This window comes from Pseudomonas sp. FFPRI_1, assembly GCF_055384485.1.
In genome coordinates, this window is sequence record NZ_AP029168.1 from 5,007,552 (window position 1) to 5,029,729 (window position 22,178).

Annotated in this window: 18 protein-coding genes; 3 read left to right on the plus strand and 15 right to left on the minus strand. The window is 67.7% G+C overall.

The features are described from left to right. Positions 1-179: 179 nt before the first annotated feature. From ACZ5BO_RS22085 to ACZ5BO_RS22105, 5 genes are read right to left on the minus strand one after another with little or no spacing between them, the layout of a single operon-like run. Positions 180-3,386: an error-prone DNA polymerase gene (locus ACZ5BO_RS22085; RefSeq protein WP_464696472.1), complete on the minus strand. Its 3,207-nt coding sequence runs from the start codon at positions 3,384-3,386 to the stop codon at positions 180-182. Beyond that, complete coding sequence (locus tag ACZ5BO_RS22090; protein WP_464696473.1) at positions 3,383-4,798, minus strand: Y-family DNA polymerase; 1,416 nt, start codon at positions 4,796-4,798, stop codon at positions 3,383-3,385. The genes ACZ5BO_RS22085 and ACZ5BO_RS22090 overlap by 4 nt, the downstream gene beginning before the upstream one ends. Positions 4,799-4,805: 7 nt before the next feature. Further along, complete coding sequence (gene imuA, locus ACZ5BO_RS22095) at positions 4,806-5,423, minus strand: translesion DNA synthesis-associated protein ImuA (protein ID WP_025126742.1); 618 nt, start codon at positions 5,421-5,423, stop codon at positions 4,806-4,808. Then, positions 5,423-6,040, minus strand: coding sequence for a transcriptional repressor LexA (lexA, locus tag ACZ5BO_RS22100; RefSeq protein ID WP_025126741.1), 618 nt, complete (start codon positions 6,038-6,040; stop codon positions 5,423-5,425). Before lexA ends, imuA begins: the two co-directional genes overlap by 1 nt. Positions 6,041-6,078: 38 nt before the next feature. Then, complete coding sequence (locus tag ACZ5BO_RS22105) at positions 6,079-6,996, minus strand: LysR family transcriptional regulator (protein WP_025126740.1); 918 nt, start codon at positions 6,994-6,996, stop codon at positions 6,079-6,081. A 103-nt stretch (positions 6,997-7,099) separates the two neighbouring features. Between ACZ5BO_RS22105 and ACZ5BO_RS22110 the strand changes: the two genes are divergently transcribed. Together ACZ5BO_RS22110 and ACZ5BO_RS22115 are read left to right on the plus strand one after the other, a co-directional pair. Beyond that, on the plus strand, positions 7,100-8,842 hold the full coding sequence (locus ACZ5BO_RS22110) for an amidohydrolase (protein ID WP_464696474.1): 1,743 nt from the start codon (positions 7,100-7,102) through the stop codon (positions 8,840-8,842). A gap of 101 nt (positions 8,843-8,943) precedes the next feature. Next, positions 8,944-9,681: a TorF family putative porin gene (locus ACZ5BO_RS22115; protein WP_025126738.1), complete on the plus strand. Its 738-nt coding sequence runs from the start codon at positions 8,944-8,946 to the stop codon at positions 9,679-9,681. Positions 9,682-10,301: 620 nt separating this feature from the next. On the opposite strand, the gene ACZ5BO_RS22120 is transcribed toward ACZ5BO_RS22115, so the two are convergent. The 3 genes from ACZ5BO_RS22120 to ACZ5BO_RS22130 all read right to left on the minus strand — a co-directional run bounded on the left by ACZ5BO_RS22120 (position 10,302) and on the right by ACZ5BO_RS22130 (position 13,478). Continuing rightward, the gene (locus ACZ5BO_RS22120) at positions 10,302-11,270 is read right to left on the minus strand and encodes a Gfo/Idh/MocA family protein (protein WP_464701339.1); all 969 of its coding nucleotides are present in this window, start codon (positions 11,268-11,270) and stop codon (positions 10,302-10,304) included. A 17-nt stretch (positions 11,271-11,287) separates the two neighbouring features. Continuing rightward, positions 11,288-12,175, minus strand: a complete 888-nt coding sequence (locus ACZ5BO_RS22125) for a Dyp-type peroxidase (RefSeq protein ID WP_025126736.1) — start codon at positions 12,173-12,175, stop codon at positions 11,288-11,290. A 265-nt stretch (positions 12,176-12,440) separates the two neighbouring features. Continuing rightward, positions 12,441-13,478 carry an AraC family transcriptional regulator gene (locus ACZ5BO_RS22130; protein ID WP_464696475.1) on the minus strand — a complete coding sequence of 346 codons (1,038 nt, stop codon included), beginning with the start codon at positions 13,476-13,478 and terminating at the stop codon, positions 12,441-12,443. Positions 13,479-13,738: 260 nt separating this feature from the next. Here ACZ5BO_RS22130 and ACZ5BO_RS22135 point away from each other — a divergent pair, with 260 nt between their 5' ends. Then, positions 13,739-14,683, plus strand: a complete 945-nt coding sequence (locus ACZ5BO_RS22135; protein WP_043274460.1) for a SphA family protein — start codon at positions 13,739-13,741, stop codon at positions 14,681-14,683. 186 nt (positions 14,684-14,869) lie between these two features. On the opposite strand, the gene ACZ5BO_RS22140 is transcribed toward ACZ5BO_RS22135, so the two are convergent. The 7 genes from ACZ5BO_RS22140 to ACZ5BO_RS22170 form a co-directional block, all read right to left on the minus strand. Next, positions 14,870-16,078 (minus strand): DSD1 family PLP-dependent enzyme, encoded by a 1,209-nt coding sequence (locus tag ACZ5BO_RS22140; RefSeq protein ID WP_464701341.1) that lies wholly within the window; start codon positions 16,076-16,078, stop codon positions 14,870-14,872. 85 nt (positions 16,079-16,163) lie between these two features. Continuing rightward, a complete protein-coding gene (locus ACZ5BO_RS22145) occupies positions 16,164-17,492 on the minus strand; it encodes a D-arabinono-1,4-lactone oxidase (protein ID WP_464701343.1) in 1,329 nt (442 codons plus the stop codon). 84 nt (positions 17,493-17,576) lie between these two features. Then, on the minus strand, positions 17,577-17,984 hold the full coding sequence (locus ACZ5BO_RS22150) for a c-type cytochrome (RefSeq protein ID WP_464696476.1): 408 nt from the start codon (positions 17,982-17,984) through the stop codon (positions 17,577-17,579). 173 nt (positions 17,985-18,157) lie between these two features. After that, complete coding sequence (locus ACZ5BO_RS22155) at positions 18,158-18,976, minus strand: energy transducer TonB (RefSeq protein WP_464696477.1); 819 nt, start codon at positions 18,974-18,976, stop codon at positions 18,158-18,160. Next, on the minus strand, positions 18,973-19,419 hold the full coding sequence (gene tolR / locus ACZ5BO_RS22160) for a protein TolR (protein ID WP_464696478.1): 447 nt from the start codon (positions 19,417-19,419) through the stop codon (positions 18,973-18,975). The genes ACZ5BO_RS22155 and tolR overlap by 4 nt, the downstream gene beginning before the upstream one ends. A gap of 15 nt (positions 19,420-19,434) precedes the next feature. Continuing rightward, complete coding sequence (gene tolQ, locus ACZ5BO_RS22165; protein WP_464696479.1) at positions 19,435-20,139, minus strand: protein TolQ; 705 nt, start codon at positions 20,137-20,139, stop codon at positions 19,435-19,437. 93 nt (positions 20,140-20,232) lie between these two features. Next, positions 20,233-22,155 (minus strand): phytase, encoded by a 1,923-nt coding sequence (locus ACZ5BO_RS22170; RefSeq protein WP_464696480.1) that lies wholly within the window; start codon positions 22,153-22,155, stop codon positions 20,233-20,235. Positions 22,156-22,178: the final 23 nt, after the last annotated feature.

A 22,178-nucleotide genomic window follows, 5' to 3' on the forward strand; every position in this document is an offset into this window, starting at 1 on the left:
GCCGCGGGAAAGATCACAGGGCTTGGCAAGCTGACGCAGGGGGCGCCGTCGGCGGCGAGTATGACAAAACGCTATCATCGCGAAAAGGAATAAAAATCTTTGACGTCAGTCCATTGGCGTCTTTCAAATCCCAGGGCAGGCACCCGGTTTACGCCACCCGCTGGCAAGTGCCTGATCCGTCAGCGAAAATCCCGGCTGCGCACGCTGATGCCGTCCAGCAACGGGCTCAGGTCCCTCAGGCGTCCGGCGATCAGGTGCCGCACCTCGCCCTCGGTTTCCAGGATGCCGTCGACCCGCAGCAGCTGCGAGCCCACCAGTACCCGGCGCTGGCGCTCGGCCAAGTCGCGCCAGACCACCACATTGACGTTGCCGAACTCGTCTTCGAGGGTGACGAAGGTCACCCCACTGGCGGTGCCCGGACGCTGGCGGCCGGTGACCAGCCCGGCGACGCTCACTGGCCGCCCATGCTCGACCTCCTGCAGCTCCCGGGAGCTGCGGCAACGCTGGGCCTTGAGCTGGGCCCGCAGCAACGCCAGCGGGTGCGGCCCCAGGGTGGTGCCGAGGCTGTGGTAATCGGCCTGCAGGTCTTCGCCGACGCTGGGCCGGGGCAGGCTCACCGCGCCCTCTTCCCGGCTCGGCAGGGCCGCGAACAGCCCCAGCTGTTGCTCGACCCCGGCCACTTCCCAGCGGGCCCGGAAGCGATCCCCGGCCAGGCCGCGCAAGGCCCCGGCATCGGCCAGCAGTTCCTGGGCGCGGTCATCCAGCCGGGCCCGGCGCCCGAGGTCGGCGATGTCGACAAAGGCCCGCTGCTGCCGGGCGTCCTCGATGCGCCGGGCATCTTCCTGGCGAAAGCCCTTGATCATCCGCAGGCCCAGGCGCAGGGCCGGCTGGCCAGAAGCGGTGACTGTCGCGTTCGGCCATCTTGCGTTGCAAGCAGGTTCGCCAGGCTCATTCACAGCCTGCGCCCTCGCCTGTTCCGGCCCGGCCCGGCCTTCACTCGCAAGCTTTTCAGCCCCTCTGGACTGGCCCTGGATCGGTTCCAGGCTGCAATCCCAGTGGCTCGCCCCCACATCCACCGGCCGGATCTGCAAACCGTGGCGCCGGGCGTCCTGGAGGATCTGGTCCGGGCTGTAGAAGCCCATCGGCCAGCTGTTGATCAGGGCACAGGCGAAGGCCGCCGGCTCATGGCATTTGAGCCAGCAACTGGCGTAGGTCAGCAAGGCGAAGCTGGCGGCGTGGGACTCGGGAAAGCCGTAGCTGCCAAAGCCCTTGATCTGCTCGAAGATCTGCGCCGCGAACGCATCGCTGTAGCCGTTCCTGCGCATGCCCTGGCGCAGCCGTTCGCGGTGCGGTTCCAGGCCGCCGTGACGCTTCCAGGCGGCCATGGAACGGCGCAACTGGTCGGCCTCGCCCGGGGTGTAGTCGGCGGCGACAATGGCGATCTGCATCACTTGCTCCTGGAACAGCGGCACCCCCAGGGTGCGCTGGAGCACCACCTCCAGCTCCGGCGAAGGGTAGGTCACCGCTTCCTCGTTCTTGCGCCGGCGCAGGTAGGGATGAACCATGCCGCCCTGGATCGGCCCCGGGCGCACGATGGCCACCTCGATCACCAGGTCGTAGAAGTTCTTGGGCTTGAGCCTGGGCAGCATCGACATCTGCGCCCGGGACTCGATCTGGAACACCCCGATGGTGTCGGCGCGGCCGATCATTTCGTAGGTCGCGGCGTCCTCGGGAGGAATGCTCGCCAGGCTGTAGCGCTGCTGGCGATAACCGTGGATCAGGTCGAAGCAGCGGCGGATGGCGCTGAGCATGCCCAAGGCCAGGATGTCGACCTTGAGCAGGCCGACCCGGTCCAGGTCGTCCTTGTCCCACTGGATCACCGTGCGCTCGGCCATGCTGGCGTTCTCCACCGGCACCAGGCTGTCCAGGGGCTGCTGGGAAATCACGAAGCCGCCAGGGTGCTGGGACAGGTGCCGGGGAAAGCCGATCAACTGCCCGGTCAGGCTCAGCACCCGGCGCAGCACCGGGCTCTCGGGGTCGAAGCCGGCCTCCTGCAAACGTTCGACGCTGGGCGGCGTATCGCTCCAGTGGCCGCAGCAGTCGGCCAGGGCATTGACCTGGTCCGGGGGCAGGCCCAGGGCCTTGGCCACGTCGCGTACTGCGCCGGCGCCGTGGTAGCTGCTGACCACCGCGGTCAGCGCCGCGCGGTGCCGGCCGTAGCGCTGGAACACGTACTGCAGCACCTCCTCGCGGCGCTCATGCTCGAAGTCGACGTCGATGTCCGGCGGCTCGTTGCGCTCCCGGGACAGAAAGCGCTCGAACAGCAGGGTCGAACGGTCCGGGTCGATCTCGGTGATGCCCAGGGCGAAGCACACCACCGAGTTGGCCGCCGAGCCCCGGCCCTGGCAGAGAATGGCCTGGCGCCGGGCGAAGTCGACGATGTCGTGCACGGTGAGGAAATAGCTCTCGTAGCCCAGTTCGCTGATCAGTTCGAGTTCTGTTTCGATCTGCTTCAGCACCTCGGCCCGGGCCCCGCCGGGCCAGCGCCGGAGGATCCCGCGCCGGGTCAGGACCCGCAGCCAGGACTTGGCGTCGTGGCCGTCGGGCACCAGCTCCCGGGGGTATTCATAACGCAGTTGGCCGAGGTCGAAATGGCAGCGCTCGGCGACCCGCAGCGATTCGTCGAGCAGGGCCTGGGGGTACAGGCCTTGCAGCACCGACAGCCCTCGCAGATGACGCTCGCCATTGGCGAACAGGCGCTGGCCGGCCTCGGCCACCGGCAGGTGATGACGGATCGCGGTCATGGTGTCCTGCAGCGCCCGGCGTCCGCGCACATGCATGTGCACATCGCCACAGGCCAGGGCCGGCAGCGCCAGTTGCCGGGCCAGGGCCAACAGCTCCTGCAGGCGCCGGGTGTCGTCCTGGCCGCAGTGCAACTCCACCGCCAGCCACAGCCGCCCGGGGAATAGCCGCTGCAGCCAGTGCCCCTGCTCCGGCGGCCCGGCGCCGTCCGTCAGCCACAGGGCCAGGAGCCCCGGCAAGGGTTCAGCGAAGTCTTCGCGCAGCAACCGGTAGCAACCCTTCTCGGCCCGGCGCCGGGCCCGGGTGATCAGCCGGCACAGGCCCTGGTAGCCCGCGAGGTCTTCTACCAGCAGCACCAGACGCGGGCCGTCCTCGACCTGCATTTCACTGCCGACGATCAGCTTCAGGCCCGCCTCGTCGGCCGCCTGCCAGGCCCGCACGATGCCCGCCAGGGTGCATTCATCGGTGATCGCCAGGGCCTGGTAGCCCAGGGCCTTGGCGCGCTGAAACAGCTCCGCGGCACTGGAGGCGCCGCGCTGGAAACTGAAATTGGACAGGCAATGCAGCTCGGCGTAGCCGCTCATGCGAACCAGCCTTGCAGCAGCAGCGGCCCGGGTTCGCCGACGCAGCGATAGGCCCAGCCCTGCTGGCCGCTGCGGGTTTGCACCAGGTAGTAGTCGCGGCGCACGTCACCCCCGTCCCACCAGCCGGACTCGACGCGTTCCGGGCCCATGAGGATGCGCACCGTGCCCTCGCTCAAGGCCTGGGGCTCGCTGAACAGCCAACCGGGGCGGCGCAGCCCGGGGTTGGCCGGGCATGGCCGCGGGTCGCTCAGGGCCTGCCAGCTGCATTCGGGACGATGATCGGCGCGGTGCCCAAGGCCCTGCACCGCCTCATCCCCCAAGCGCGCCCGCAGGCGCTCGCGCAACTGCTCCCAGGGCAGGTTCTGCTGTGGGCGCTCGTCGAACAGCTCGGTGTGCTGGGGCACGAACAAGGGCAGGTCCTCGGCCACCAGCCGCAGGTTGCGCACCGGCGCCGGCACCTGGATCTGCTCCAGGCGCCCGCGAGCCAGTTCGAAGAGCAGCGCCGGGTCGCGCTCGGCGCTGAGCAGGCCCACCGGGATCAGGGTGTCGGCGCCCTCGGCATGTTCCAGGTGCAGGGCAAAGCGCTGCACCCCGCTGTCGCGGCCGCAGAGAAAGGCCGCCAGGTCGGCCGTCAACCGGCGCAGGGGAAACAGCAGCGCCTGGTGCGACAGCACATCGAAATTCAGTTCGATGCGCAGGTCGAAACGGTCCGGCGGCTGGTAGAAGGCCAACCCCAGCGGGCGTTCCCCGAGCAAGGTATCGAGGTGTTTGAGCAAGCCGCCATCAAAACGCCGGGCCAGGCTTGGCCGGGGCAAGGCGCGCAATTGCTCGAAGGTGCGCAGGCCCATGCGCGACAAGGCCGTGGCCTGCTCCGGCACCAGCCCCAGGCGCTCGATGGGCATCGGCCCCAGGGCCTGGCGCAAGCTTGCCTGATCGGCCACCGCCAGCCCGTCGTAGGCATTGGCCAGGGCCCGGGCCGCCGCCGGGTTGGGCGCGGCGACAATCCGGTGACGAAAGCCCAGGGCCACAAGTTCCCGGCGCAGGCGCGCCTCCAGCTGCGGCCAGGGGCCGAACAGCCCCAGGCTCGATTCGATCTCCAGCACCAAAGTGCGCGGGTAGGCAACGCTGACCTGGGAACTGAAGGAATAGGCCCAGGCCGCCAGGAACTGCTGCCAGTGCTCGATCTGCTGCGGGTCGTATTCGGCGCTGGCAAAGGCCTTGGTCAGGGCCTGGGCGGCGGTCAGCGACTGCCCGGGGCGCAGGCCCAGTTGCCGGGCGGCCTCATTCACCGCCTGGATCACCCGCCGCTGCGGGGTACCGCTGAGCAGCGCCAGGGGCGCCTCGGGTTCGGCGCGCTGGCGCAGCGCCGCGTCCAGCGCCAATTGCGGGAACAGGATACAGACCCAGCGCATGGCAACCTCAATGCCCCGGGCTGAAAGCAATCGGTGCCGAATGGGCCAGCCCGCCCCGGCACTTGAGCACCCGCAACTGCGCCGGCCGGGCATCCACCGCGATCCGCAGGGCCGCCGGCGACGGGTTGACGGCCTCGGCCTGCGAGCGATAGGCGAAGGCCAGGGTCTGGCCGGTCTCGGCTGCCACCTGCAAGCGCCGCAAGGCCCGGTCATCGGCCTGTTGCGGCCAGCACAGCACCGCGCCGCAACTGCCCGAGCGCAGGCACTGCTCGGCCGCCCACAGGGCATCGCGGTCGGCCGCCCGGATCAGCGACAACTGGCGCACATCCACCCCGGCGTTCTGCCAGGCCTGGGGATAGGGCACGTAGGGTGGCGCCACCAGCACGATGCGCTCGCCCGCCGCCGCCAGCCGCGCCAGGGTCGGCCATAACAGTTGCAACTCGCCCACGCCCTCGGCGGCGATGAGGATCTCGCTCAGGGCCGCTTCCGGCCAACCGCCACTGGGCAAGGCCGCATCCAGCGCCGCATGGCCCGTGGGCTGCGGGCTGACGCTGGGCGCAGCCGGCCGGCCCTTCCACACCCGGCCGGCATTGAACAGCGAGTCCAGGGCAACCACGGCGCCCATCAGCCTTGCCTCACCAGGCCACAGAACACCCCTTCGATGGCCAGCTCACGATCGGCCTCCACCAGGATCGGTTCATACGCCGGGTTGCGCGGCAGCAGGCGCACCTGCTCGCCACTGCGCTCAAAACGCTTGATGGTGACCTCACCGTCCAGCCGGGCCACCACGATCTGGCCGTTGCGCACCTCGCTGCTGCGGCGCACCGCCACCAGGTCGCCATCGAGAATGCCGTCGCCGATCATCGAGTCGCCCTGCACCCGCAACAGGTAGTCCGGGGTGCGGGAAAACAGCCCGGCGTCGAGCATCAAGCGGCTGTGCACCTGGGCATCGGCATCGATCGGCGCACCGGCGGCCACCCGCCCCAGCACCGGGATCTCCAGCAGTTCGGGGCGCCGGCCCTGATGCACCAGGCGGATGCCCCGGGCCTGGTTCGGGTTGACCTCGATAAACCCGGCCTCGGTCAGCGCCAGCACGTGCTTGCGCGCCACGCTGCGGGAGGCGAAACCGAAAGCCTCGCTGATTTCAGCGAGGCTTGGGGGCTGACCATGATCGGCGATGCGTTCGCGGATAAACGTCAGGATGGCACTGCGGCGGGGAGATAAAGTCGTCATGGAGTACATTTGTACTCCTCTCGGATTTATCTGACAAGAACCGCCAATCAGTCCAGCCCGCGGCTGGCCAGAAAACCTTCCACATAGTCGATGAACGCCTGCACCTTGGCCGTCGCCCGGCGGTGGCTGGGGTAGACCGCGAGGATGTGCGGGCCGAAGGAATCCGGGTCGATGGCGTAGTCCGCCATCAAGCGCACCAGGCGCCCGTCGGCCAGGTAGGGCGCAGCGCTCCACAGCGGGGTGTGCAACAGCCCGACCCCGGCCAGGGCATTGGCCAGCAGCAGGTCGTAGTTGTCGCTGCGCAACCGCGGTGCCAGGGGTTGCGCCAGGCTCAGGCGCTGGCCGTCGCGCTCGACCCACCAGAACTCGCGACTGAGCAAGGGGTGGCGATAGAGCAGCCATTCATGCTGGTCGAGGGTCTGCGGGGTCACCGCCAGGCCCTTGCGGGCCAGGTAGACGGGGCTGGCACACAGGGCCAGGCAATTGCGCCCGACCACCCGGGCGATCAGCCCCGGCAAGTCGTCATGGCCTTCGCGCAGGGCCAGGTCGTAGCCGCTTTCCAACAGGTTGACGAACTCGTCGCACAGGTCCACCTGCAGGTTGATCTGCGGGTACTGCTGCAGAAAACCGCCACAGACCTGATCGAGAAACGCCTGGCCGTAGGCCAGGGGCGCGGTGACCTTGAGATTGCCCCGCAGGCCATGCTGCAACTGCTCGACCTCCTCGCCCACCTCCTCCAGCCGCTGCAGCACCTGGCGCGCGGTTTCCAGGTAGAGCCGGCCGACCTCGGTGAGCACGATGCGCCGGGTGCTGCGCTCGAACAAGCGCGCGCCGAGGTCGGCCTCCAGGTGGTTGACCGCCTTGGTCAGGGCCGAGGGGGTCTTGCCCAATTGCTCGGCAGCCCGGCTGAAACTGCCCAGTTGCGCGGTGACCACGAACATCTTCAAGGCACTCAACTTGTCCATGGTTTTTCCATTCAGGCAAAAATGTTTTTCGCCGGCGAGGCGTTCTGCTGAGCGTGATCAGCCCCTAATCTGCCGATCACCCAGAATAATAAGGAAATGCTCGATGAAAAGATTCATCCCCAAGCTGCTGCTGGTCGCCATGGGTTTTGCCTCGATGGAAGCCATGGCCGCCACCGACCTGGTCCTGCTCAATGGCCAGATCTTCACCGCCGACCGCGCCCAGCCCAAGGTCCAGGCCCTGGCGGTGGAGAACGGCAAGGTCTTGCAGGTGGGCAGCGATGCACAGATCAAGGCGCTGATCGACAAGGGCACCCGGGTCATCGATCTGCAGGGCAAGACCCTGATGCCGGGCCTGATCGACACCCACTCCCACGCGATCTTCGGCGGCCTGGAAATGACCTCCGCCAATCTGCAGGACGAAGTGCTCAAGCTCGACGAGCTGGAGCAGCGCCTGCGCACCTGGCGTGACGACGGCACCGCCCGGCACGGCGATGTGCTGAACATCGCCGGCATCAGTTCGGCCTACTGGGCCCAGGCCGAAGCCCTGGGCCAGCGTTTCAACCGCGGTGAGTGGGCCAAGGTAGCGGTGGTGTTCACCGGCAGCGACCACCACACCGCCTGGGCCAATGACGTCATGCTGCAACGCGCCGGCATCGACGCCGCCCTGCTCAAGCGCCTGCCCGAGGCCGAGCGCGGCACCATCGGCAGCCTGGCGGACGGCCGCCCCAACGGATTCCTGGTGGACGCCGGCTGGGACCGGGTCGCGGCGCAGATGCCGGTGGCCGACGCCGCGACCCTGCTGCGAGCGGCGCAATCGGCCCTGCACTACAACAACAGCCTGGGCATCACCGCCTGGATGGACCCGGCCGCCAACGCCGCCCCCGGCGAAGCGCTGTTCGCCCTCAAGCCCACCGAAAAGACCGTGGGCATGCTCCCCGCCTACAAGGCCCTGGCGCAAAGCGGCGGCCTGACCGCCCACGTCGCCGCGCTGCTGGTGGCCAACCCGAAAAGCGTACCGGCCGACCTCGACACCCTGGACAAGGTGCGCCAGCAATTCCAGGGCATCCCCAACCTGACGCTGCCAGGGATCAAGATCTTCGCCGACGGGGTGATCGAGTACCCGGCCCAGAGCGCAGCGATGCTCGAACCCTACAAGAACTCCCACAAACCCGGCGAACTGCTGATCGACCCGGCGCACTTCGGCGAGCTGGTCAGCGCCATCGACCAGCGCGGCTGGCTGGTGCACATCCATGCCATCGGCGACCGCGCGGTGCGTGAGTCCCTGAACGGCATCGAGCAGGCACGCAAGGACCGCCAGAGCGGCATCACCCACTCCATCACCCACCTGCAGATGGTCAACCCCAAGGAGTTCGCCCGGTTCAAGCCGCTCAACGTGATCGCCTCGATGCAACTGCTGTGGGCCTCGGCCGACGACTACACCACCGACATGATCAAGCCCTACGTCAGTGCCCTGGCGTTCCGCTACCAGTACCCGGCGCACTCGCTGCTCAAGCAGGGCGCGACCCTCGCCGGCGCCAGCGACTGGCCGGTGTCCTCGCCCAACCCATGGAACGCCATGGCCCAGGCCATCACCCGCCAGGGCCCGATGGGGGTGCTCAACGCCGATGAAAGCCTGGACCGCGAAACCCTGTTCTACGCCTACACCCTGAATGCCGCGCGCACCCTTGGCCTGGAGCAGCAGATCGGCTCGCTGACAGCCGGCAAGCAGGCCGACTTCATCGTCGTCGATCGCGACGTGTTCGCTGTCGATGAAAAGGCCCTGCATGAAACCCAGGTGCTGCAGACCTGGTTCGCCGGCCGCGAGATCTACAGCCGCCCGCTCTGACCCCGCGCCACCGTTGCACCGCCTGCCCCGCGCCCTGGTGACGCCGGGGTACGGCGCCGCCTTGCCCGCTCCCCCATAACAATCACAACAACGGGATACCCATGAAGACCCTCACCCTGCTCACCCTGGGCGCCGTGTGCCTGCTGCCGCAGGCCGGCCACGCCCTGCCCCTGACCGACGACCTGGCCGTGGAACTGGAGCTGACCCTGGCCAGCGACTACCGCACCCGCGGCATCTCCCAGACCCAGAACGACCCCGCGGCCCAGGCTGCCGTGACCCTGCTGCACAGCAGCGGCCTGTACCTGGGCACCTGGAGCTCCAACGTCGATTTCGGCGGTGGCCTGAAGACCCGCCAGGAAGTCGACTACTACGGCGGCTGGCTGTGGCAGGCCAGCGCAGACATCAGCCTGGACCTGGGCTACCTGAAGTACAGCTACCCCCGGGAAGCCCAGTTCAACCAGAGCGAGGTGTACGGCATCCTCAGCGTCTACGGGGTCAAGCTGGCAGCCTATTACTCCGACGATGCCCCCGGCCTCGACAGCCAGCAGAGCACCCTGTACCGCTACCTCGGCTACGAGACCCGACTGCCCCTGGAACTGGGGCTGCAACTGCGCTACGGCCAGATGGACTTCAAGGACCCGCGGCTGATCCGTGCCTCGGGCCAGGGCGAGGACAGCTACCACGAATGGCAAGCCAAACTGACCCGGGAACTGGCCGGGCTGGAACTGGGCCTGAGCTACATCGACACCGACCTGTCCCGCAGCCAGTGCACCAGCAACTACGGCTTCAGCGACCTGTGCGGAGCGACCTGGGTGGCCAGCGTCACCAAGACCTTCTGAGCGACCAGCCGCCCGCCCCCGTAGGAGCCGGCTTGCCGGCGAACAGGCCCTTGAGTCTTGCATCGCCTGGACGGGCGCTTTCGCTGGCGAGCCAGCTCCTGCAGCAATCAGATAGATCGTGCAGTTCCTCGTAGGAGCCGGCTTGCCGGCGAACAGGCCCTTGAGTCTTGCATCGCCTGGACGGGCGCCTTCGCTGGCGAGCCAGCTCCTACAGCAATCAGATAGATCGTGCAGTTCCCCGTAGGAGCCGGCCTGCCGGCGAACAGGCCCTTGAGTCTTGCATCGCCTGGACGGACGCCTTCGCTGGCGAGCCAGCTCCTACAGCAATCAGATAGATCGTGCAGTTCCTCGTAGGAGCCGGCTTGCCGGCGAAGAGGTCCTTGAGTCTTGCATCGCCTGGACGGGCGCCTTCGCTGGCAAGCCAGCTCCTACAGCAATCAGATAGATCGTGCAGTTCCCCGTAGGAGCCGGCTTGCCGGCGAAGAGGTCCTTGAGTCTTGCATCGCCTGGACGGGCGCCTTCGCTGGCAAGCCAGCTCCTACAGCAATCAGATAGATCGTGCAGTTCCCCGTAGGAGCCGGCTTGCCGGCGAACAGGCCCGCAAGGCATGCGCCCACGGATCAGCCGCGCTGCAGGATCCGGTCCATCAGCCGGTCGGTCTTCAGGGCTTCGCTGGCCAGGGCCGGGTGCCGGATCTGGCCGCGGATATGGGCGTTCATGCCCTGCACGTGATGCCACTGGATGTGCTCGGGGTTGTCGATGAACAGGTTCAGGGTCTCTTCGGCTTCGAGTTGCAGCGGATGCTCGTCGAACACGGAAAAAGTGATGCGCCCCTGGCTGCCGATGATTTCCACCCGGTCCACCCGGCGGTCGGCGACGAAGTTCCAGGCGCCGCTACCCAGCGCCCCACAGGCGAAGCGCCAGCTGGCGCTGACCGCATCCTCGGCGGCATACAGCCCGGCCTGGCGGGTGCTGAAGCCGGCCACCTCGACGATATCGCCCAGCAGGTACTGGAACAGGTCCAGGCCATGGCTGGCCAAATCGGCGAAATAGCCGCCGCCGGCCACTTGCGGGTCGGTACGCCAATTGGCCGCGCCGCTGCGGTCGGCCTCGGAGGCGGCCTTGCTCAGGCTCCAGTGCAAGTGCCGGACCGTACCGATGCGCCCATCCGCCAGCCATTGCCGCACCTGCGCAAAGCGCGGCAAGGAACGCCGGTAATAGGAGACGAACAGATGCAACCCGGCCTGCTCGAAGGCCTGCTGCATGGCCAGGCTTTGCCCGGCATGCAGGGCCATGGGTTTTTCCACGCAGCAATGCTTGCCGGCGGCGGCCACTTGCAGGCTGTAGGCGTAATGACTGTCGGGGGGCGTGGCAATGTACACCGCGTCCACCTCGGGGTCGTCGATCAGGGCCTGGGCATCGGTGTACCAGCGGGCAATGCCGTGGCGCTGCGCATAGTCGCGCACCGCCTCGGCCCGGCGCCCCATCACCGCCACCAGCGCCGACCCTGGAGCCTTGTAGAAGGCCGGGCCGCTCTTGCGCTCGGTAACACTGCCGCAACCGATCATGCCCCAGCGCACGGTCCTCAGCGGCTCGGCCCCGGTGTTCATTTCGGCGCTTGCAGCGCGCTCAGGTCGAGGCGGCCGTCCCGCAGCGGCGGGCACCAGTAGTAGCCGCCGGTGATCGGCCGGCTCATGCGGTACAGGCCATCGACGATGCCGTCTTCCAGGCCGCTCATGCGTCGCAGCTGCACTTCGAAGGCATTCAGGGTGCAGCCAAACGCCAGGAACATCAGGCCGCCCTTGTCGCCTTCGATCCACGGCATCGAGCGGCGCACCATGAAGGCTTCCGGGGTAAAGCTTTCCTGGGCGGTGCGCTTGACGTGGGCATACTCCGGCGCGTCGTCCAGCTCTTCGTTGTCGCTCAGGCGGCGGCCGATGATGTGGTCACGCGCTTCGGGCGACATCGCGGCAAACCCCTTGAAGTCGTGCTGCCATTGCTGGATCGCGGCAAAGCTGCCACCGCGCAGGCCGTCATCGCCCGTGGCCAGTGCAGCGGCCACAGCGGCCTGGTCCTCGGGGTTTTCCGTGCCGTCTTCGTAGCCGGTGAGGTCGTGGCCGGTCTTGTGGCGGAACGCCTCGCTCATCTGCACCAGGCGAAAGGCCGGGGCCAGTGCGGCCTCAAGCTCATTGCTGCGGTGCAGCAGTTCGCCGCGCTCGTCACCGTGCAACCAGACCCACAGGGCGTGCTGGGTCGAAGGATTGTCGACACCGACCCCGGTCAGCGCCGGGAACGCCTTGAGCCCTTGCACCCGAGCCCCCAGGGCCTTGACCAGCGAAGCACCAAACCCTGCCACCGCCGTTGCGCCGTCGACCCGCGTGAGCAATTGATCGAGGGCCTGGGGCAAGGCCTCGATGGACTCAAGGCTAAAAAACAGGTGACGGGCCTGGGACGGAACGGGTGCAGCGAGGATGCCGGGCTGGTAGTAACTCATGGGAACTCCTGAATGAAGCCGGGCAGTTTAACCCTCCGGACGGCCGGCGTCAGCGTCGACACGCGAAGGCGGGACCCTTTGCCGCAGACAGACAGGCAGAGGATGGCCACGGCCTTGAAACAGCCAGGCTCGATGATTCAATCCTTCATGTTCACGAGCGCCTGGCGCGAGCAAGCACCCTCGCCACGGGGCCCGGCAGCCCTGGTCGCGCAAGCAGGCCTTGGCCGGCGTCGCCGGGGCGCACGAGCCCCCAGGCAGAGAGGGATCAGTGCACCGCGGTTTCTTCGCGAAAGGCGCTGGGGCTCAGGCCGGTCCAGCGCTTGAAGGCCCGGCGGAAGCTGCGCACGTCGCTGTAGCCGACCTCTTCGGTGATGCGTTCGATGGACAGCTCCGGGTTGCCCAGCAGGGTCAGGGTGCGGGCCTGGCGCACCCGCTCCAGCAGCGCTTCGAAGGTCAGGCCGTGCTCGGTCAGGCGCCGGCGCAGGGTGCGCCCGCTCATGTTCAGGTCCCCCGCCACCTGCTCGATCGGGCTGCCGGCCCGCAGGTCCCGGGACAGGGCCCGCTCCACCGCCTGGATCAGGTCCATTTTCTGGTGCACCTGGGCGCTTTCCAGTTCCAGCAGCTTGAGGGCCTGGCGCAGGGCCACCGGGTGGTGATTGGGCAGCGGCGCCTGCAGCCAGCGGGCCTCGATCACCAGGCGCGCCTGCAGGCAACCGAAGCGCACATTGTCGCCGAGCAAGCGGGTATAGAGCTCGGCATAAGCCGGCGCGGCGTGCATGAACTCCACCCGCAACGCCTGGAAGTCCGCACTCAACAGCGCCCGGCCATAGATCAGCAGGCTGGCGAAGAACTCTTCGGCAGCAAAGATCTGCACCTCGCCATAGGGCAGGCGGCATTGCAGTTCGACAAAGAACTCATCCCCCTGGCGCCCGACGTCGGCGCTGACGATGGTGCCCGAGGTGTGCTGGTGGCGGATACCCAGTTCGAAGGCATCGCCCAGGGTCCGGCACAGGGACAGGGCGTGGCCCAGCAGGCCCAAAGTGCCCAGCACGTTGCGGCTGCCGACCCAGAGCCCCAGCCCCTGCTGGGGCAAGGCCGCCAGGGCACGCTCGATCATCGCCACCGCCTGGCGGTAGGAGATGCGCAGGGTCGGGTCTTGCAAGTCGTCCAGGGTAAAGCCCAGGCCGCGGCACAGGCGCTCGGCGCTGACCCCTTTGTCCTGGGCGACATCGGCCAGGGTCTGCAACAGGAAGGGTGAAACCAGGGCTAGCTGGTCATGGGCATCGACGGCTTTGATCGGCATGGAGTCGGCTTCCGGGCCGCTTGGGCGGCTGTTCTTATTGTCGGGCTGCACCGGTGCCAAGGCACCACCGGCTGCCCAAGCATATCCCGTGGCGGGGGAATTGGCGGGAAAATGTAACAAGGCATTGCAACCTGTCCGACAAAGTCCCCCTCAGTGGCCGCCAATACCCTGCCCCGCGCCCCGGCCAGGGCTTATTTCTATGGGGCGGCCGGCGCGCCTGCCACCGCGCTCCCCCACTAACAATAAGAATGAGCCCAACCATGCACCCGAAGCGTCTCACCTCCCCTCTGCGCCTGGGCCTGGCCCTGATGGCGTCCTGCAGTCTGACCGCCCAGGCCACGGAGTCCGGGGTCGACAACATCGGCCCCGGCACCGACGGTTTCTACGTCCTGCCCCTGAGCCCCGACCAACTGCCGGACCACATGTTCGCCTTCAACCTCTACTACAACCACTACCAGGCCAAGAAGCTCGACATCAGCTCTTTTGGCGGCAAGGTGCAGGAGGTCAAGATCACCTCCGACGCGATCATCCCGCGCCTGGACTACCTGAGCCCGCTGCGAGTCTTCGGCGGCCGCCTGGGGGGTTACGTGGCCCAGCCCTACCTGCGCCAGCAGGTGTCGCTGTTCGGCCAGAGCGACCGCCGCGAGAGCATGGGCGACACCACCTTCGCGCCGATCATTCTCTGGGACCTGGGGCCCAACCTGACCCTCGGCGCGGCGGTGGAAGTGACCTTGCCCACCGGCGAATACGATGCCGAGCGGCTGGCCAACACCAGCAACAACTTCAGCACCTACAAACCGCTGTTCTCCATGACCTGGCTGCCCAGCGAGCGCAGCGAACTGTCGTTCAAGACCACCTACAGCTTCAACCAGGAAAACCACGCCACCGACTACCGCTCCGGGCAGATCTTCCACTTCGACTATTCGGCCAGCTACCGGGTGACCGATGACCTGAGCCTGGGGCTCAACGGCTACTACCTGAAGCAGACCACCGACGACAAGCAGTTCGGCAAGACCGTGACCTTCATGGGCGAGGACGTCAGTGATGGCGTGCGCGGACAAGTGTTCGCCATCGGCCCGGCAGTGCACCTGCGCTTTCTCAAGTACGCCAGCGCCGAGGTGCGCTGGGCCAAGGAGTTCGAAGTGAAGAACCGCCCCGAAGGCGACATGCTCTGGGCCAAACTGACCATCCCCTTCGCCCTCTAGAGCCGCCCCGCCGGCAAGCGGCAAGCCTCAAGCCTCAAGCCTCAAGCCTCAAGCCTCAAGCCTCAAGCCTCAAGCCTCAAGCTTGGGGTTTGAAGCTTGGGTTTTGTTATTTTTCGCTTTTCGCTTTTCGCTTTTCGCTTTTCGCTTGCAGCTTGCAGCTTGCAGCTTGCGGCTTGCAGCTGCCCCTCACCTATAAACCGGCCAACGTTCGACGATGCGCCCGCCGCGCAGCGCCAGCAGGTCGCCGAATTGCAGGAGCACCGCCTCGCTCTGCTGCGGCCGCAGGAACACCTGGTCGTCCACCTGCAGGCCCACCGCCGGGGAGCCGTTGACCATCTCCTGATTGGAGCTGCGGCCAAACAGCTCGTTGCTCTGCAGGCCCGCCGGCGACTCGAAGTCCGCCAGCCAGTGGCCGCCGTAGATGAAAAAGGTCGCGCGCTGGTTGCTGTCCCACCAGGAGAACAGCCGCGACTTGTCGTCCAGGGCCGGGATCCGCACCGGGCCGGTGCTCTTGAGCACCGGGGTGGCAATAAAGGCCGCCGGTACATGCTGCTCCAGGGACACCAGGTCGTAGTGGCTGGGTTTGAGCAGCGCCGTGCCCACCGACAGTTCGGTGCTCAAGGACTCCTGCTGATGCCGGCGATAGCTGGGGCTGCCGGCGGTGTTCAGGGTCAGGCCAGCACGCCACAGGGCCGGGTACTGCTGGCGGGTGAAATCGACGAAACCGTTGTAGAGCAGCATGACCTGGGCAAACAGGCTCTGCGGGGAGCCGAGGATCCCTGGCACGCCCATGTCGACAAAGGGGTCGTAGCCCATGAACCCGGCAAACTCCAGGTGCTGGGGATTGGCCTGGATCAGGCCGAGCATCTGCCCCAGCACGGCGCTGTCTGCCACCCCGCCCCGGTGCAGGCCCACGTCCAGCTCGATATTGATGCGCATCCGCTGGCCCAGACCCTGGGCCAGCGCCAGGTACTGCTGCAGGCGTTCGGGGGTGTCCAGCAGCCACTGCAACTGACGCTGGGGGTCGAAGGGCCCCTTGAGCTGCTGGTAGAACAATTGCGCGGCGCGCACCGGCAGCGGCTTGCCCAGGAGGATATCGGCGTCGGGGAACACCTGGGCATCGTGATTGAGAAACGGCTGGTGGAAGGACATCAAGCGCCGGGTGCCGGCGCGCTGGGCGATATAGCCCAGCAGCCCCGGCGACGGCAGGGATTTCTCCACCAGGCGCAGCTGCTTGCCCCCGGCGCGCACCGACTGCATCACCTGGTCGATATTGTGGTCCAGGCGGTCGAGGTCGATCAGCATCACCGGCTGCATCGGCCCGTTGGCCTTGAGTTCGCGGTTGAGCGCAGCGAAGTAAGGGCTGTAGGGCGCGCCCCGGTCACCGGGCCGCAGCCAGGCGCCGACGCCCGCCAGCAGGACACCGGCACCCAGGGTGCCGGCCATGAAATGACGACGGTTCATGTGCTGAATCTCCGTTTCACGCCACACCCAGCACCGAGGCCAGGTGGGCATTGATGAACTTGCCCTGGGGGTCCAGTTCCTGGCGCACCCTGGCAAAGGCCGACCACTGCGGGTACAGCCCCTGCAAGGTGCGAGCGTTGAGACTGTGATGCTTGCCCCAGTGCGGACGGCCCTGGTACTTCCAGAAGATCGGCTCCACTGCGGCGAAGAAGTTGTGGTGATCCATGCTGTAGTGCTGGTGCACCGAGATCGAACAGCTGTCGCGGCCCTCGAACATGCTCAGGGGAATGTCATCGGCCTTGACGTAGCGGTACTCGATGGGAAACCAGGTGCGCAGGTCCTTGTCGCGGATCAGCGCGAGGATTTCCCGCAGGCAGGCCGGGCCCTGGGCTGCCGGCACCGAGTACTCCATCTCGTTGAAGCGCACGCTGCGCACGTTGGCGTAGACCTGGAAGGAATCCCCGACCCGCTCATCGAAACGCGCCAGCCAGCGCAGGCTGTTGAGCAGGTGGCGGCGAGTCTCGGGGAAGTCGCTGACGTACTTGTCGAGGTTCTCGATCAGGCTGACGAATTCGTTGCCGCCCTCTTCCGCCGGATCCCTGGGCGCAGTGGCCGGATCGGAGGTTTCGTTCAGCGCCACCGCCAGGGCGTAGTCGGAATGGGTGACCACGAGCATTTCCCAGTGCTGGTTGTCACGGGTGAGGTGGTCCATGTCTTCCAGCAGTTCGTCGGTCCTGGCGATCCATTGTTTTTCCCGCAGGCGGTAGGCCGCGCGGTTCTGCAAGCGCACCCGGGTGGTCACCCCCAGGGCACCGAGGGACACCCGGGCGGCGTGGAACACTTCGGCGTTGCGCTGGTGATCGCAGTCCAGCACCTCACCCTGGGCGCTCACCAGTTGCAGGCCGCAGACCTGGGACGAATAGGAACCGAAGCCGACTCCAGTGCCGTGGGTGGAGGTGGAAATCGCCCCGGCCAGAGTCTGGTAGTCGATGTCTGCCATGTTCCACAGGGCCTGGCCCACGTCCTTGAGGGCCGGGCCCATCAGCGCCATCGGCGTGCCGGCGGCGAACTCGGCCTGCAGGGTCTTGGGGTCGTGCGCCAGCAGGCCGTTGAAATAGGCCAAGGACAGCAAGGTGCCGTCGGTGGGCACCAGAGCGCTGAAGGAATGCCCGGAACCCACCGGACGGACCTTGCCCGGGGCCTGGCGGATCACCCGGATCAGTTCGTCGAGGTCCTTGGGCGCCAGCCGCGCCTCGGGCAGGCAGCTTTGCGCGCCGGACCAGTTGCGCCAGGGGATCAGCCGCGGGGCGCGGACCAGCTCGGCCAGCACCGGGTTGCTGCACAGTGCGGCAAAGGCACCGAGGGCGCCGGCCCCTTGCAGCAGCCGGCGTCGAGAAAGAGGCATGACCATGGGGCGGTCCTTGTCTTGTTATTGGAATGAGTGGCCGGACATGAAACTGATCAGGGCCAGGAACTGCTCCTCGCTGCACTGCATGCACTGGCCCATGGGCGGCATGCCCTGATAGCCGTTGATGCTGTGGTCCAGCAGGGTGTCGGCACCCTGGGCCAGGCGCGGGGCCCAGGCCTTGGCATCGCCGGCCAGGGGCGCGCCGGAGGCCGGGTTGGCGTGGCACAGCTGGCAGCTGCTGGCGTAGACCTGGGCCAGGGCCGGGTCGGCCGGGCGCTGCCGGGCGGCGTCGAGGCGCCCGGCAGCGGGGGCTTCAGCTTCGCCGCAGGCACTCAACAACAGGCTCAGGAGCAGCACTGGAGCCAGACGCAAGACAAACCAGGCGGGCTGCCTCAGCGGGCGGGAACAAGCGGGAATGGCGGTGGGCATCGACGGTCCTCTGTGCGGCCAGGGCAAAGGGCCCGCCCCAGCAACTGGAGCGGACCACACCCGGCCACACTAAGGCACCCCGACGCCGCGGTTGAGGGCATTGGCGGACAGCCAAGGGGACTTGCTCGGCCACACAACGAGCCCTCGGGCAACCTCGATGGGCGCCCGAGGCCCTAGTGGATCCGGTAATGGAAGGTGTTGCGCACCGCCGGCACCGTGACTGCCCGGCCATCGAGCAAGCGTGGCTGGTAACGGAAGGTCGCCACCGCCGCCAGGGACGGGCGTATGAACAGCGGATGGCAGCCATCGATGACCTTGGGGTTCTCCACCCGGCCCTGTGGGTTGACGCTGTACTCCACGGTGCAGTCGCCTTGCAGGTTCTTGTCCAGGGCTCGCTGCGGATAGTCCGGCGCCTCCTTGCTCAGGGGCTGGTACTGGCGGCTGTCGGCCGCCGCCTGGGCGGCCTGCTGGCGCGCACGCTCGGCTGCCAGCCGCGACTGCTCGGCACGCTGGGCCTGTTGTGCCTGTTCCTGGGCCAGGCGTTGCTCGGTATCGCGCTGCCGCTGTTCGGCCTCCAGGCGCTCGCGCTGCTGGCGCTGTTGCTCCTGTACCTGCTCGCGCTGCTTGTCTTGCACGCGCTTGCGCGCCAGGGCCGCCTGCTCCAGCTTTTGCGCCTGCTCCTGGGGGGCGACCTGGGGCGTGGGCGGTGCCAGCGCAGCCGCAGGTGGTGGCGGTGGCGGTGGCGACACCTCGGCCACTGCCGGCACGGGTGGCGCAGGCGCGGCGGGCGGCGCCAGCATCACCAGTTGGGTGGTCAGCACCGGCGGTGTTTCGGCCTTCGGCGTGTCCACCGCCCCGCCCAGCACCAGCGCCGCCAGCACCCCGGCGTGCAGGGCCAGGGCCAGGCTCGCCGCCAGGCTGTTGCGCCAGAAACCGGACGCCTCGGGGGCCATCGGCAGCAAGGCCGGGCCGGGCATGCTGAGCGCCGTCATTGCGGGGCCTCGGTCACCAGCCCGAGGTTGCGCACCCCACCCTGCTGCAAGGCGGCCATGGCCGCCACCACGCTGGCGTAGGCGGCGTCCTGGTCGGCGCGGATGTACACCTGGGTGTCGCCGCGCTGGGCAATCACCTGGGCCACCTTGGTGCGCATCTGCTCAAGGTCCACGGCGCTGTCGGTCTGGCTGTGGGTGTCCAACTCGCTGCCCAGGTTCCAGTAGTAGCCACCGCTGGCCTGCACCGACAGGGTGAGGATCTGCTGGCGGCTGTCGGTGGCCAGGGCCTCGCTGGCAACCTTGGGCAATTCGAGCTTCACCCCCTGGGTGAGCATCGGCGCGGTGACCATGAAGATCACCAGCAGCACCAGCATCACGTCGATATAGGGCACCACGTTCATTTCCGCCTTGGGTCCGTGCTTGCGTTGCGGCCTGACTAACATCGGTTTGCTCCTCGTTCAGGCGGCCACGGCCAGGTGGCTCGGGGTGCCCTGCAGGGTCCGGTGCAGGCGCACTTGCAGCTCGTTGCCGAAGGCGTAGTAGCGGGTCAGCAGGGTCTGGCTGCGGGCGGCAAACCGGTTGTAGGCGATCACCGCGGGGATCGCCGCGAACAGGCCCATGGCGGTGGCGATCAGCGCCTCGGCAATCCCCGGGGCCACGGTGGACAGGCTCGCCTGCTGCACCTGGGACAGGCCGAGGAAGGAGTTCATGATCCCCCACACGGTGCCGAACAGGCCGATGTAAGGGCTCACCGAGCCCACACTGGCGAGAAACTGCAGGCCCTTCTCCAGGCGGGTTTCCTGTTCACTGACGGCCACGTACAGGGCCCGTTCCACCCCGTCGAGCACCGCCTCGGCGGCGCTGTGCAAGCGCAGGTGGCTGAACTCCTGGAAGCCGGCGAGGAAGATCGGCTCGACGCCGCCCTGCGGGTCCGCTTGCTGTGCCGTGTCGCGGTACAGCGGCAAGAGTTCGGGGACCGCGCGAAAGCGCTGGATGAACGCGTTGAGCCGGCGCTCGTCTGCGCGCAGTACGCTGGCGCGCTGGATGATCAGGTACCAGCTGAGCAGCGACGCCAGAAGCAAACTCAGCATCACCGCCTTGACCAACAGGCTGGCCTCGCTGACCAGCCCCCAGATGCTCATGTGTTCGAGTGTGGCCTGCATGGTGGAACTCCTTCTCGGGTGCCCGCCAGGGCGTGAGCCAGTGCTGGCAGGGCTATTCGATGAGATTCAAATGACCGGGTGATGACCGCCGGCTCAGGGCAGCTTCAGGGCCCGGGTGACGTCGGCCCAGGGCACCAACTTGAAGTTCTGGGTGTCTTCGGGCATGCGCTTGCGCCCGTCCTGGACCACCAGCAGGCCCTGCCCCCAGGGCCCGCCGAGGTTGGCCGAGGTGACTTCCAGGCCATCGGTTTCCGAGGCGCCGTCGATCCTTGCCGCAGCGTTGAGGCCGACCCGGAACGCACCGTGGGAAGCAAAGGGCGGCTCGGCATCGAGCACCAGGTAGCTGTCGTTGCCCTGGCTGGAAATCACCAGGTAGTCCCGGGCCTCGCTCTGGTACAGGGCCAGGCCTTCGACATCGGCCTGCAGCAGGCCACCGACCTTGATCACGCTGTGCAGGGTCGCCGGCTGCTCGGGACGGGCATCCACCGCCCAGACCCCGACATCCTCTTCACCGAGAAACAGCCGCTGGCGCTGGTCGTCGGCGACACAGCCCTCGGGCTGGCTGGCCACCTTGAACTGGCGCACCAGCTCGCCCTGGGCGGTGCCGCCGGGGGCGCTCAGGCGGTACTGGACGAAGGTGCCGTCCTTGTCGTTGGCAATGGCGTAGATCTCGCCGCTGGCCGGTTGGAACAGGCAGATGCCGTAGATTTCCTTGAGCGGCGTGGGCACCTCCCCGGCCTCGCTCAGCTCGCCGCTGGCCCGGTCGATGGCGAACAGGCTGAGGCTGTTGCGGTCGCGGTTGCTGGCCACGGCCAGGTCCACGCGGCGCTCGCCGAGCTGGAAGTTGGGCCGCACGTCGACGTTGTTCAGCCGCCCCACCGCCAGCTCCTGCAACAGCTTGCCCTGCAGGTCATAGGCCAGCAGGCCCTGCTTCTTGTTGGTGCCCAGCACCCGGCTCAATTCCGGGCGCTGGGGGTGAATCCAGATCGCCGGATCATCGGCGGCATCGCCCTGGCGCCCCACCGGCGCGCTCTGCGCTGCGGCCATCACGCTGGGCAACACCTGTGGCAGGGCCTGCGGCGTCGGTTGCCAATCCAGCTGGCCCTGGTACAGGCGCCCGTCCTGGTCATCGCGCAGCAGCACTTGCAGGCCCTTGGCCGTGGCGCGCACGGCTAGGTTCTCCGGTTCCTTGAGGCCCTGGAGTGGCAGCGTGGCCTCGGCCGTCCAGCCCTTGGCCTGCTGCTGAAAGAGGTGCAGTTGCGCAGCCTTGGGGTCCAGGCCCAGTACCCCGCCCGGCACCAGGGCCATGGCCCCGGCGCTCTTGGCGATGGCGCCGAAAGGAGCACGCAAGGCCACCGGCTGGCGGCTGGTGTCGGCTTCGGCGTGGGCCGGGTAGGCCCACCAGCCCAGGTTCTGTTCATTGACCAGCAGTTGCTGGGATCCATCTTCCACCTGGCAGAACTTGGCCTCGGGCGGCAGTGGCAGGCCGCGCACCCGTTGCGGCTCGGCGCTCAACTGCGCAGCGTTGCCCACCAGCCATTGCTCGCCCTTGCCCTCCTCGCCCACCAGGAACAGGAACAGGTTGCTGGCCTCGTCGCGAAACAGGCACAGGCCATTGACCGGATAATCCCGGGCCGGCAAGTACAGCGGCTGGCCCCAACGGCGGGTCGCCGGATCAAGGCTCACCAGCAACGCCTGCTGACGGTCGTTGTCGAGGCTGGCCACCAGCACCTGCTGGCCGGCGGCGCGGCTGTCGAGGCCGCTGAACGACCCCTTGAGCTGGGCCAGGGAGCGCCCCTGCTGATCCAGCAGCAACAAGCCGTCGCGGGCGCTGGCGGCCAGGCGTTCGCTGCCCTGGCCCACGGGCAGAAAACCCAGGGCCTCGACACTCAATTGCGCGGTGGCCCAGGGCTTGAGGTTCAGGCCCGGCACGCTCGGCGCCGCCTGGGCAGCGCCCCAGGACAGGCCGACCAACAGCGCCAGCAGGCAGGGTTTGCGGGCAGATACAGTGCTCATCAAAAGGTGATTCCTTGGCAGAA